10 protein-coding genes are annotated in these 12,931 nt (G+C 50.0%); 1 reads left to right on the top strand and 9 read right to left on the bottom strand.

The window, feature by feature from the left end; translation table 11 throughout:
- Window positions 1–31 precede the first annotated feature (31 nt).
- Window positions 32–2,110: a GDSL-type esterase/lipase family protein gene (locus tag ACZ42L_RS00770; RefSeq protein ID WP_464716357.1), complete on the top strand. Its 2,079-nt coding sequence runs from the start codon at window positions 32–34 to the stop codon at window positions 2,108–2,110.
- Window positions 2,111–2,236: 126 nt separating this feature from the next.
- Here ACZ42L_RS00770 and mfd read toward each other — a convergent pair whose 3' ends face one another.
- From mfd to ACZ42L_RS00725, 9 genes are all read right to left on the bottom strand, one after another.
- Window positions 2,237–5,653, bottom strand: a complete 3,417-nt coding sequence (gene mfd / locus ACZ42L_RS00765; RefSeq protein ID WP_464716356.1) for a transcription-repair coupling factor — start codon at window positions 5,651–5,653, stop codon at window positions 2,237–2,239.
- Window positions 5,654–6,406 (bottom strand): polyprenol monophosphomannose synthase, encoded by a 753-nt coding sequence (locus ACZ42L_RS00760; protein WP_464699838.1) that lies wholly within the window; start codon window positions 6,404–6,406, stop codon window positions 5,654–5,656.
- A gap of 63 nt (window positions 6,407–6,469) precedes the next feature.
- Window positions 6,470–7,231, bottom strand: a complete 762-nt coding sequence (locus tag ACZ42L_RS00755) for a lysophospholipid acyltransferase family protein (protein WP_464716355.1) — start codon at window positions 7,229–7,231, stop codon at window positions 6,470–6,472.
- A gap of 10 nt (window positions 7,232–7,241) precedes the next feature.
- Window positions 7,242–8,438 carry a metallophosphoesterase gene (locus ACZ42L_RS00750; RefSeq protein ID WP_464716354.1) on the bottom strand — a complete coding sequence of 399 codons (1,197 nt, stop codon included), beginning with the start codon at window positions 8,436–8,438 and terminating at the stop codon, window positions 7,242–7,244.
- A 25-nt stretch (window positions 8,439–8,463) separates the two neighbouring features.
- Window positions 8,464–9,795: a dihydroorotase gene (locus ACZ42L_RS00745; protein WP_464716353.1), complete on the bottom strand. Its 1,332-nt coding sequence runs from the start codon at window positions 9,793–9,795 to the stop codon at window positions 8,464–8,466.
- Between the two features lie 67 nt (window positions 9,796–9,862).
- Window positions 9,863–10,693 (bottom strand): DUF4369 domain-containing protein, encoded by an 831-nt coding sequence (locus ACZ42L_RS00740; protein ID WP_464716352.1) that lies wholly within the window; start codon window positions 10,691–10,693, stop codon window positions 9,863–9,865.
- Between the two features lie 144 nt (window positions 10,694–10,837).
- Window positions 10,838–11,257: a hypothetical protein gene (locus ACZ42L_RS00735; RefSeq protein ID WP_464699828.1), complete on the bottom strand. Its 420-nt coding sequence runs from the start codon at window positions 11,255–11,257 to the stop codon at window positions 10,838–10,840.
- Entirely contained in the window at window positions 11,241–11,579 is a 339-nt protein-coding gene (locus ACZ42L_RS00730; RefSeq protein ID WP_464716351.1) for an FtsB family cell division protein, read from the bottom strand. Before ACZ42L_RS00730 ends, ACZ42L_RS00735 begins: the two co-directional genes overlap by 17 nt.
- Window positions 11,580–11,989: 410 nt before the next feature.
- On the bottom strand, window positions 11,990–12,832 hold the full coding sequence (locus ACZ42L_RS00725; RefSeq protein WP_464699824.1) for a hypothetical protein: 843 nt from the start codon (window positions 12,830–12,832) through the stop codon (window positions 11,990–11,992).
- Between the last annotated feature and the right edge of the window lie 99 nt (window positions 12,833–12,931).

Genomic DNA, 12,931 nt, shown 5'->3' with positions numbered 1-12,931 from the left:
ATACCACTTTTCCAACTCCAACTTTTACACCATGAGACAGAAAATACTGCTTTTATTGGTTTTATTGACAACCTTTTTATCAAGCATCGAAGCCCGTCGGCCCATCAAAGTGGCCTGTGTGGGCAACAGCATCACCTTTGGTTACGGCATCAAGGACCGCGAACATGACAGCTACCCTGCCCAACTCCAAGCCTTGCTCGGCACAAATTACGAAGTAAGAAACTTCGGAAAGTCGGGCGCAACGCTCATCAACCGGGCCTATCGCCCCTATACTGCACAGGCAGAATACCATCAGGCGCTCGACTTCAAGGCCGATATGGTCATCATACATCTTGGGGTGAACGACACCGATCCGCGCGCCTGGCCCAATTATTCGGATGATTTCATCAGGGACTATCGCGCACTCATCGACTCATTCCGCGTAGCAAACCCTAAATGCAAGGTATGGATTTGCCGATTGACTCCCATTTCCGACCGCCATTCACGCTTCAAATCAGGCACTCGCGACTGGCATCAGCAAATACAGAAGCGCATAGAGCGGATAGCAAAGACTGCCAACGTGGGACTCATCGACCTGCACGCAGCGCTCTACAATCGCCCCGATGTATTGCCCGACGGCCTGCACCCGAATGCCGAAGGAGCTGGCCTGATAGCCCGAAAAGTATATACCGCCATCAGCGGAGACATGGGTGGACTGCACGTTTCAAGGCTTTATACCGACGGGATGGTACTCCAGCGCCAAGCTCCCATTCACATGGAAGGTACGGCCGACAGCCATGACGAAGTTACCATACAGCTCGGAAAACAAACCATCAAGACCCGCTCAAATGCCGAAGGACATTGGAACGTAGACCTCCTACCCATGCAGGCAGCAAAGGGATTGACACTGGTTATCAAGACGAAGATACAGAAACTGCAATTCAACGACGTAGCCATTGGCGAAGTATGGCTATGCTCTGGTCAGTCGAACATGGCTTTCCGTACCTCGCAACTCACTCCCACAGAGCGACAAGACATGATGGACTACAGTCGTCGACAACCCGATATACGCCTCTTCAACATGACCGAGAACTGGGCAACAACGAATTCTGAATGGCCTACATCGGCTCTCGACTCTGTCAACCGACTGCAATATTACACAGATAAGGGTTGGCAAGCCTGCAACGAGCACACCGCTCCGGCCTTCTCGGCAGTCGGTCTCGCCTTTGCACGCACACTGGCCGACAGTCTCGGCGTGACTATCGGCGTCATCTGCAATGCCATCGGGGGTTCTACTACAGAGTCGTGGATACCCCGACAGACACTTGAAAACGACTTCCCAGACATACTGAAAGAGCCTGCCAAAAACGATTTCATCCAGCAATGGGCACGCGAACGCATGTCGAAAAACATCGCCCTGAAGACCAATCCACTGCAACGACATCCCTATCAGCCCTGTTATCTGTTCGAAGCCGGCATCGAACCGCTTGCCCACTACTCCATCCGGGGCGTGGCATGGTATCAAGGCGAGTCGAATGCTCACAATATGGAGGCCTACGACCAGCTATTCACCCTCATGGTAGACAGTTGGCGCAACTATTGGAACAGCAATCTGCCTTTTTACTATGTGCAATTATCGAGCCTGAACAGGCCCAGCTGGCCGTGGTTCCGCGACGTACAGCGCCAACAGCTACAGACCATAGCCAACACAGGAATGGCCGTGAGCACCGACATGGGCGACTCGCTCGACGTGCATCCTACGCGCAAGATGGCCGTAGGACAGCGTCTGGCACGCTGGGCCTTGGCCAAGAGTTACGGACATCAGCTTGTCCCTTCAGGTCCGCTGATGAAGCATGTCGACTATCGTGAGGGCGCAGCCTACGTATCATTCGATTATGCCGACGGTTTGAAAACAGCCGATGGTAAAGACCTCCGTACGTTTGAAGTTGCCGGAGAAGACGGCTTATACTATCCTGCACAGGCACAGATTGCAGGCCGGCAAGTAAAAGTATGGAGTCGACAGGTGGCCAAACCAGTTGCTGTGCGCTATGGCTGGCAGCCTTATACAAGGGCTAATCTGGTGAATTCGTCCCTTCTTCCAGCCTCTACATTCCGAGATGAAGACTTCTGATTGCTCACATTGATTTACTGCAGAGGCTTGACAGCAATGCTGCAAAGGCTCTTCAACAAAACTGCAAAGGCTTGACAGCGATGCTGCCAAGCCTTTGCAGTAAAATAACAATATTTACCTCGGAGTCTAACCATTCATCTCCCGCAGCACCTTTACGGCGTCGCCGACGGTCGGAACTTGCGAGATGTGCATGAGACGTCGGCCCTTGACCTCCTTCAAATCGCAACGGCGGGCATGCGCCCCTATGTAGTCGAGTATCTTGCCAAAAGCTGAACTCTTGTAATAGGCACTTTCGGGATTGCTCACAAACTGCATATTCATGCGCCCCTGGCGCAACATAATCTTCTCGCAACCGAGCGATTTGCCGAGTCGGCGAAGCGCAACCACCTGCATTAATTCCTCGCCTTCGGGCGGAACAGGGCCAAAACGGTCTATCAACCGTTGCTTGTACACCTCCAAGGCATCATCGTCTTCGATATTGTCAAGCTCGCGATAGAGCAACATTCGCTCGCTGCTGCCCGGCACATAAGTATCGGGGAAGTACATCTCCAAATCGCTCTCGATGGCACAATCCTCGACAAACTCGCCACCAGAGATTTCCTCGCCACGCGCAATCTCTTCGGCATAGAGGTCACCGAATTCCTCGTTCTTGAGTTCGGTAACGGCCTGATTCAGTATTTTCTGATAAGTTTCGTAACCCAAATCCTCCATGAATCCACTCTGTTCAGCCCCCAATAAGTTGCCTGCACCGCGAATATCCAAATCTTGCATAGCCAGATTGAATCCGCTACCCAGTTCGGAAAAATTCTCCAACGCTTCCAGGCGACGACGCGCTTCGGGCGTGAGCACACTCTTCGGGGGCGACAGCAAGTAGCAGAATGCCTTGCGATTGCTTCGTCCTACGCGCCCACGCATCTGATGGAGGTCAGACAATCCGAACCTGTGGGCATCGTTGATGATGATGGTATTGGCATTTCCGACGTCTATCCCGTTCTCTACGATAGACGTAGAGAGCAACACATCGTAGTCGTAATTCATGAATCCCATCACGATTTGCTCCAGCTCTTCGGGCTTCATCTGCCCATGACCGATGGCAATACGGCAATCCGGTACATACTTCCTGATGAGATTGGCTATCTCCGGAAGATTGGAAATGCGGTCGTTGATGAAATACACCTGTCCGTTTCGGCTCATCTCGAAATTGATGGCGTCTGCTATCACCTCGTGGCCATAGGTAGACAGCTCGGTATGGATGGGATGACGGTTGGGCGGCGGAGTGCGGATGATGCTCATATCGCGTGCTCCCATAAGCGAGAATTGCAATGTACGCGGAATGGGCGTGGCCGACATGGTGAGCGTGTCGACGTTGGTCTTGAGCTTGCGCAGCTTCTCTTTGGTCGATACACCGAACTTCTGTTCCTCGTCTATAATCAACAATCCGAGGTCATGCCATTTCACCGACTTGCTGATGAGCTTGTGCGTGCCTATCAGAATATCTATTCGTCCGGCCTCCAAATCGTCGAGCACAGCCCTGGTCTGCTTGGCAGTGCGTGCACGCGAGAGGTAGTCTACACGCACGGGGAAGTCTTTCAACCGGTCGCGGAAGGTCTGGTAATGCTGGAAAGCGAGCACCGTCGTGGGCACAAGTACAGCCACCTGCTTATTGTCTACAGCCGATTTGAAGGCTGCACGCACCGCAACCTCGGTCTTACCAAATCCCACATCGCCACAAACGAGCCTATCCATCGGTCGGTTGCTCTCCATATCGGCCTTCACATCGACCGTAGCCTTATTCTGGTCGGGCGTATCTTCGTAGAGGAAACTGGCCTCCAGCTCGTGCTGCATGAACGAATCGGCACTGAATGCAAAGCCTTTCTCTTGGCGACGTTTGGCATACAACTTTATCAAATCGCGTGCAATATCCTTGATACGCTTCTTGGTCTTCTCCTTCAGACGATCCCATGCACCCGTTCCGAGCGTGCTCAGACGCGGCGGTTCGCCCGTATCTTGTCGGCGATACTTGCTGATTTTATAGAGCGAATGGATGGAAACATCTACCTTATCGTTGTTCTGATAGATGATGCGGATGACTTCCTGATACGAGTTGCCGGCCGGAACACGCACCAGACCACCAAACTTTCCGATGCCCAAATCCACATGCACGATGTAGTCGCCCGGCTCCATTTCCTGCAATTCCTTCATGGTAAGGGCCATCTTACCAGCCCGCGCACCATCCGATTTCAGATTGTATTTGTGGAAACGGTCGAATATCTGATGGTCGGTAAAGAAGCATACACGCAGGTTGTTGTCTGCAAATCCTTCGTGAAGCGTCTTGTTGACAGGCTCAAAATGGATGCCGTATTTCTGCAATCCCTCACTCTCAAAGATGTCTTTCAGACGTTTCTGCTGCTTCTCGCTGTCGGCTAATATATATAAGGTGTAGCCTTTAAGATGATAATCTTCCAACGTCTGTGCCAGCAAATCAAAGTTCTTGTGGAACAACGGCTGCGGGGTGATATCGAAACGGAGTACCGACGAGCGCTTCGCATCCTTGCGATGCGACTTGTCCAAATCGCTGTTAGCCCCGAATTCCACACGCCTGAAGGCAGAAATGTCTTCCTTGAAAGCTGTGGCCGTGAGCAGATTCTGCTCGCGCTGCATGCTGCGTACTATCTCGCGTTGCTCTACCTCGGTAGCTCCCTCCATACGTTCGGTCATAGCCTGCGACGAGAATCCCTCTTTGTAAATGCGGTCTATGGTGTCGTGGACGTATAATATGTCCTTGTAGACTATCACCGTCTGGGCCGGCAAGAACCGCAGGAACGAGATTTTATCGGTGGCCTGCATGGCCAGTTCGGGCACAATCTCTACGTTGTCGCGTCGGTCTTTAGACAGCTGGTCCTGCACTTCGAAAGTGCGGATAGAGTCTATCTCGTCGCCAAAGAAGTCGATACGGAACGGATGTTCGCATGAATAGGAATAGACATCCAATATACTTCCGCGCACGGCAAACTGCCCCGGCTCATATACATAGTCCACTTCGTTGAATCCATATTCCCTCAATGTCTTCTCTACACCGGTGATATCAATGTGCTGGGCAACCGACAAGCGCAGCAAACGTTCGTCCATGAACGACTTGGAAACGACGAGTTCGCTCAGCGCTTCGGGATGGGTAACTATAAAAAGATTCTTGGGATTGCTGCTCAAACGAGCCAATACGTCGGTACGGAGTATCTCGTTGGCATCGTCTCGCTGCCCGTATTTCACGGCCCGACGATAGGATGAAGGGAAAAATAAGACTTGTTCTGTGCCTAATATTTGTGTCAAATCGTGATAGAAATAGCCCGCTTCGTCGGCATCCTGCATGATGAAAAGCACCGGATGGGCCAACTTTTCGGCTAAAGAAGCAAAGAACAATGGGGCGGCAGAAGCTAATAAACCTTGCAGGGAAATGGGTTCTGCCGTTCCATCTCCCAGTAATTGCAACATAGCACCCGCCTGTGGCTGGGTGCTATAATGTTTTCTTACGTCTTGTATATCCATTTATGCACGTGGCATCGGCGGATATTTGCGGAACAAACCGTCCATACGGAGTCGCATTACGCCGAAGAAGGCCTCTCCAAAAATACCTCCACTCATCTTGCTAACGCCCTCACGACGGTTCACAAAGATAACAGGTACTTCCTTGATTTTAAAGCCTATCTTGTATGCCGTATATTTCATTTCTATCTGGAAACCATATCCTTTGAAGCGAATCTCGTCGAGCGGGATGGTTTCCAGCACACGCCGACGGTAGCATTTGAATCCTGCTGTAGTGTCGTGTACCTTAAAACCAGTGACGATACGCACATATTTGCTGGCGAAATAACTCATCAGCACGCGACCAATAGGCCAGTTCACCACATTCACTCCACTCACATAGCGCGACCCAATGGCCAAATCGAAGCCTTCATCGTGGCAGGCAGCATAGAGCCGAGGCAGGTCTTTGGGGTCGTGACTGAAGTCGGCATCCATCTCAAAAATATACTCATAGTCATGCTCCAAGGCCCATTTGAAGCCTTTGATATAGGCTGTTCCAAGACCTAACTTGCCACTACGCTCCACAATAAAGAGCCTGTCGGCAAACTCGGTGTCGATAAGTCGATGGACTATCTGGGCCGTGCCGTCAGGACTTCCATCATCAATCACAAGTATATGGAAGCACTTGTCCAGACCGAAAACGGCACGGATAATCTTCTCTATATTCTCCTTCTCGTTGTAAGTAGGAATAATGATGATACTGTCACTGCTGTTCATGATGATTTGTATTTATACTGTTGGGTCTTTGCAAAGTTACGAAAAAGCCATCAAAAGGTCGTATTATTGATCGGGATTTTCTACATATCCCTGATAATCGGGTGCAAGTCCACCCATCACCGTGGCATAGGCCTCTTCCATCATGGCACGTTCCTGTTCCACACCGTGCCCTTTCGGCATGATAGGACGATGAATCGTGAGATGCAACGGATGCCATAACACCCACTTCATATCGCGTGTTCGCGGCATCACGTCAAATGCTCCATTGATGGTCAATGGCACTACGGGCAGCTGTAATTCATCGGCCAACATGAAAGCTCCGCGCTTGAAACTCCCCATGTGGCCCGTAAATGTGCGTGCACCTTCGGGAAATACCACCACCGACATACCTCCCTTCAATGTCTCACGAGCCTTTTCGTAGGTTTCTTTTACCTTGCCCGGACCACGCTTATCTACAAAGATATGATGGGCAGCAGCACATGCCATACCCACAAAAGGAAGCTTACGAAGCTGCCGTTTCATCATCCATTTGAAGTTACGATGCAGATATCCATATATCAGAAAGATGTCGAAAGCCCCCTGATGATTGCTCACAAAAATATAGGATTGTCCTTTTTCCAGATGCTCACGGCCCTCCACACGCACCGGAAGTAACAATATCTTCGTGATAAGCCACGCCCAATACCTTCCGGGATAGTATCCCCAGAAGTGTCCATCACCCACAAAGCATCCTACGATGGTAACGAGTGCCGTCAATAGTGTGGCTATCAGAATCACCGGTAGCGCTATACATAACTGATAGATGCGATATAACAATGTAACCATCTTCTTCCTTTTAATGATGACTGGATTCTTTCTTACTACTTTCCAAACGATGTAATGTGATGACGGCAATCTCGGCTGAAGCACCAAAACGGAAGGGAACGACCCCTCCCAATCCTGCCGTCACATAGAGATAACGCCCTGCCTGCTCATAGAGTCCATAATCTTGGGCGTACGCAAGGCGCGTAGGGCGGAAACCAAGCAGACTCACTTGCCCTGCATGCGTGTGTCCGCTCAGGGTCAGCCGAGCCGATGTCAGGGGCAGAATGTGCCTGTCCCAGGCCGAAGGATCATGCTGCAACATCACAACAAAGGCCTTCTTACCCACCCCATGTAATGCTTTAACATAGTCGGCATGCTGTGGAAAGGGGGCGCGACCGTCGTTTTCGGTACCAGCAATGACGATGGAGTCTTGTCCGCGGTACACAACAGCGTGTTCATTCAGCAACAGACGCCAGCCAAACTGCCGCTGCCGGGCTATCAACTCTTTTTCATTGGCTCGCTTGACAGCTCCATCGGCCTGAATATACTCGCTATAATCGTGATTGCCAAGCACGGAATACACGCCATCGGGGGCTTTGATACTGTGCAACATTCCCATAAACGGACGAAGTTCCGACGGTTGTATGTTCTGCAAATCGCCCGTGAAAGCCACCAAATCGGCCTTCTGCGCCTTGATGCTGTCAATATCTCGTGCCAGCAAACTGGCTTTCCCTCCTTCAAACATACCCACATGCGCATCGCTGAAATGTACGATACGATAGCCCTCGAAGGCTTGTGGCAATTTTTCTACATAAAGGCCGATATGCTTAACCGACAGTTGTCGCACGCCAAAAGTCAGACTATAGACGAACATCAATACCAGCACAATACCCAGGAAGAACCCCACGATATTGCCCCAGTTATTCCGTCGATGTGTCAAATGGCAAACGCCAAGCCCAATAACCGAACAAATGGTAAACACAGCCTTCGGCACAACGAAGATACCCAGCAACATCAGATAGACCTCAACCCACATCAAGTTATCCGGAACGAAGTTCTGAACGCTCGCCAACCCCACTGTATAGGCCACCATACCGATACATGGAAGCCACCACAACAGCCGTCTGCCATCACCAAGGTGAAATTTCCGACGCAGATAATGTATGTCGATATACAGGTCTGACAATACTATCATCAGCAAGATAGGGATATACATGCGTGCTATCATCTTCTTTCCAAACTGCTATCGGGTCTTAATTTCTGAATGCGAGTGCCTCTCCCCGTACGTCGGCATCAAACTTTCCGCCATCCAGTATCAACCGGCCATTGCACAAGGTATGCTCCACGCGCCAATGGAAACGATGCCCCAACAGCGGACTCCACCCACACTTGCTCTGGATGCAATCTTCCGTTACCGTCCAATCCACATTCGGACGCACGATAGCCACATCGGCCTTATATCCTTGGCGCAGGAATCCACGCTCACAGACGCTGAACAACCGCGCCGGATTATGGCACATCAATGCCACCAACTGCGGCATATCCAATACACCTTCATCGACCAGTTGCAGCATTGAGACAAGCGAGAACTGTATCATCGGCATGCCCGAAGCGGCCTTGCGACACCCTCCTTGCTTGTCGCTCAACAAGTGTGGGGCATGGTCTGTGCCTACTATCGTGATGCGACCGTCGGTCAATGCCTGCCGCAAAGCATCTCTGTCGGCAGCAGTCTTCACTGCCGGATTACACTTGATGAGTGTCCCCAGCCGTTCGTAGTCGGCATCCGAGAACATCAGATGGGCGATGACGGCTTCTGCCGTGATGTTGCTATCTGTACCAAACAGTTCCAATTCGCGTGCAGTGGTAAGATGTGCCACGTGCAACCGAGTACCATACTGACGCGCCAGCTGCACTGCCAGCTCCGTAGAGGCATAACATGCCTGCTCACTACGTATCTTCGGATGCAGGCGAATAGGTGGGTCGTCGTCGTTTTCACGTGCCTTTGCCATGTTGGCAGTGATGGTAGCCGTGTCTTCACAATGCGTCATCAGCGGTAAATCCAGACGTTTTGCCTCTTGGAAAATACCGGCCAGTACCTGTTGTTTATCCACCAACATACCCCCAGTACTGCTTCCCATAAACAGTTTGATGCCCGGAATGCGATGGCGGTCGAGCCGTTCGAAGAGATACGTATTATGATTGGTAGCGCCAAAAAAGAAACTATAGTTTACATGGCTCTTCTCGCCTGCCAGGGCAAACTTCTCGTCCAATGCTTCCAACGACGTGGTCTGCGGATTGGTATTGGGCATCTCGAAGTATGACGTGACTCCGCCATAGGCGGCAGCACGGCTTTCAGACGCGATATCGGCCTTGCCCGTGAGCCCCGGCTCGCGGAAATGTACATGGTCGTCGATGACACCCGGCAGCACAAAACACCCCGTGGCATCTATCTCTTTATCGTAGACACCACGGGGCGCACAATCCCCTTCCATGACAGACTCGATGCAATCGTCGGCTACAGACAGCGAGCCCCGAAAGACTCGCCCTTCATTGACGATACTGCCACCAGTGATAAGTATTCTCATGACACTTTATTTTATAGACAAGGACAGACTCAGAGCCTGTCCTTGGTATTGTATATACATATTTAAACTACTTGTTCAGCGGCTCTGCCGGTTTGGCCAACTCATTGGGAGTGGGTGCGGGAACTGCATTGGCAGCTGCACCTGGAGGGGGTGTAGGAGCGGCCTGGACGCCTTGCGGAGCTACAGTGACACCGCTAGGCTCTTTCAATCCCGTCATAATCTGCTGATTTTCCTGTGCCTTCTGGTAGTACATCTTCACGTAAGGATCGTTCTTGAAGTGGTCGGTAGCCTTACTCATGATGTCTTCTATCCACGGGGTCAGTTCTGGATATTGATTACCGATGGTCACCAAGAAGAATACACCCGGACCGAGAGCATTGTCGAAATTCTCGGTCACAAAGCTCGTTACCAACTGGTCTTCCTGCTCCGAAAGCCGGGTAGCCTCACTATTGAGATGAGAATTCACAAGATTCATATCCTTCCCATCCATGATAGCCTGGTCGTGCTTATGCACCAACTCGGCCTCGTCGTTCTTCAGTTGATTGTACTTATTGAAAAACTTCATCAGCTTATCGTTGAGCGGTGTGCCACTGACCGTGAGCTGCGTATCGTTGATTTGCACCTTGATGTCGCCATCTTCCAGTATCAACGGCATGACACTCTCGTCGTCCATGAAGATGTTGGCCATTCTCACCGAGTCTACCGGACCAGTAAAATGGAATTGCCCATGAACTACTTCGCAGGAGTCTAATTTCTTAAATTCGTTGTTTTTCAGCACTTTCAAGTACAACATCCGGCCATCAATCGTAGACATGTTCGACGTTCCATCCACGCTGTACGAATTCATACAGGAGGTGATAGTCATGATAGTCAGAAATGCGTATAAGACTTTATTCATAAACGGTATTCTTGTTCTATAGCAAAGGTAATGCGTATTCGCGATGTAAGAAAACAAATTCATGGTATTTAATTGATTCCACGGTGCTTTTATATTTTTTTCATAATTTACACAGCACACAACGCTGTGTATTCAGTATTGTTACTATCGGTTTCCGGCAGCTTCCTTGTCCAGCTCCGCCGAAATGCGGTGCATGGCATACATCTCCAACAACGCAGCCACAAGCAGCATGACCACCCATTTATTATATAAGTAGTTCACATAGTCGAGTACGTTGGAGAACAGGGGGCGGAAGATGCCATAGACATCGTTGAGCATCAATATGCCGGCCAAGACAAACAGGAGGTCGGCCAGTGTCAGCATCTTCTTGAGGCGGCTCACGATAAAGTTCTTGCCCTCGTAGGCCTGCATCATCTGCATCAGGGCAAACAACACTGCTCCCAAGAGGAACACCCAACAGAATATCTGCTGCTGGAACATAAATACAAAACACCCTGCACCGATAACCATCAGCGCTCCACCTACCATGAATAGGACACTCTGCAATCTACTCAGTTGTTTCATCTTTAGTTTCTACGGGTACTTCTTCGTCGCTCAATACATAAATATCTTCATCGTCGGCCTTCATGAAATAACGCTCACGGGCAATCTTCTCTATGTGCTTAGGATTGCGACGAAGGTCTTTCAACTGCTTTGTATCAGCTTCATACTGTCGCGTGTACTTATCTATCTCACTCTTCAAATCGTCTATTTGCAGCTCCAGTTCCATGCGTTTACGGAAACTGTTCTCGTCAAGAAAGCCCACGATAGCTACCCCCACCACTATGACGATGAGGTATTTATAGTGAGCTGCCAAGCTCCAAATAGCGTTTAAGCGACGATTCATTATACTTCTTTCGTGCAAAAGTAAGCAATTATCATTAATAAAGGAAGGAAATAAAAATCTTTTTTACCCACCTTCCGTTCACAACCTACTATCCGTTGCCTCGTAGCCAAAAAAGAGTCGGTTTACTGCAAAGGCTCGGCAGCAGTGATGCCTAGGCTTTGCAGCATTGCTGTTTGGCCCTTGCAGTGATGCTGCGGAGGCCTTGCAGTATTTTAAGTTCATGAGTTTCTAAGTTGATGAGTTATTGAGCTGCATCCCAACCATAGCTTTGCCAAACGATTACCTACCCTTCCTTGCCTTATACCCTTATGCTCTTTTACCTGGAACATAAGGAGTTTTTGAGTTGACAAGTTATTGAGTCAGCTTACAAATGACGTACCGACAGTTTTTCCAGACATTGGGAATGCGAACTATTGCGTAGCCTGCTTCAATGCTTTCCGCTTGAGCATGGCAGCAATGGCGATGGCTTTCTTATTGACGTCGTTGATATTTTTCTTGCGATAATAGCCACGGCTGATACCGTCGCTGCTCAAAACCAAGGAGTCGTCTTTCAGATAGTCGATGTTACAGGTGTCGTAAATCAGGCTGTCGCCCTTTTTCTCGTTCACCGTACCATAGGGATAGGCCAGACGTGCCACTACGAGTTTGCCATTCCACATACGCCAGCCCGTAAAATAACCCAGCTGTGGATATACCACAGGACTCTCATCTTCGAGCGAGCTTTTCTCGCCCACATAGCCCACACTCTGCGCTACCCAGTTGCGACGAAGCCAGAAACCATATTCCCGCGGAATAAGATAGGTGGCCTTTACCGAGTCGGGCATATCGCGCATCATCGTCTGTTGCAGGTGTTTGCTCATCTTATCGTAGTCGCGCATCTGCGGCATGACCACATAGCACCAGATGCCTCGCAAGTCATCCAAGTCGACCACCGACGTCGCCACTTTCTTGTTATTGTCGTCCAACACCACCGTTATCCAGTCGCCAATCTTTACCTTACCGTAGATTTGATTGTTGCGGTGGGCATTGATAATATTATACGTAACCGGATCACTGCCGTCGGGCGGCAGCAATACCACTACAGAATCGGTACAACCCTCGCAAGCCAGCCCGTAGACAGCCTTGTCGCGGTGGAGCAATTCTGCCCCGGCCAACAAGCCGTTAGGTTTTTCTTCCCGATTATCTTTCTTTCCTCCACAAGCCACCAAAGCCAACGAGACAATGCCTAAAACAAACAATGTGCGGATTTTCATAACGTTCTGATTTTGTATGGCAAAGTTAATGCAATAATTGTAAAAAATATATTAGATGGTGGGATATTTGATTTTTTTTATCTAATTTTGCACCACAAC

The organism is Prevotella mikamonis (assembly GCF_055381405.1).
The sequence above is the reverse complement of the archived record's forward strand: the minus strand, read 5'-3'. Positions and strand labels throughout refer to the sequence as shown.

Bases quoted from the DNA above. Each gene is read 5' to 3' on its own strand.
- ACZ42L_RS00760 (WP_464699838.1), bottom strand. From the start codon at position 6,406: ATGAACAGCAGTGACAGTATCATCATTATTCCTACTTACAACGAGAAG.
- mfd (WP_464716356.1), bottom strand. From the start codon at position 5,653: ATGGATATACAAGACGTAAGAAAACATTATAGCACCCAGCCACAGGCG.
- ACZ42L_RS00730 (WP_464716351.1), bottom strand. From the start codon at position 11,579: ATGAATCGTCGCTTAAACGCTATTTGGAGCTTGGCAGCTCACTATAAA.
- ACZ42L_RS00770 (WP_464716357.1), top strand. From the start codon at position 32: ATGAGACAGAAAATACTGCTTTTATTGGTTTTATTGACAACCTTTTTA.
- ACZ42L_RS00755 (WP_464716355.1), bottom strand. From the start codon at position 7,231: ATGGTTACATTGTTATATCGCATCTATCAGTTATGTATAGCGCTACCG.
- ACZ42L_RS00725 (WP_464699824.1), bottom strand. From the start codon at position 12,832: ATGAAAATCCGCACATTGTTTGTTTTAGGCATTGTCTCGTTGGCTTTG.
- ACZ42L_RS00735 (WP_464699828.1), bottom strand. From the start codon at position 11,257: ATGAAACAACTGAGTAGATTGCAGAGTGTCCTATTCATGGTAGGTGGA.
- ACZ42L_RS00750 (WP_464716354.1), bottom strand. From the start codon at position 8,438: ATGATAGCACGCATGTATATCCCTATCTTGCTGATGATAGTATTGTCA.
- ACZ42L_RS00740 (WP_464716352.1), bottom strand. From the start codon at position 10,693: ATGAATAAAGTCTTATACGCATTTCTGACTATCATGACTATCACCTCC.
- ACZ42L_RS00745 (WP_464716353.1), bottom strand. From the start codon at position 9,795: ATGAGAATACTTATCACTGGTGGCAGTATCGTCAATGAAGGGCGAGTC.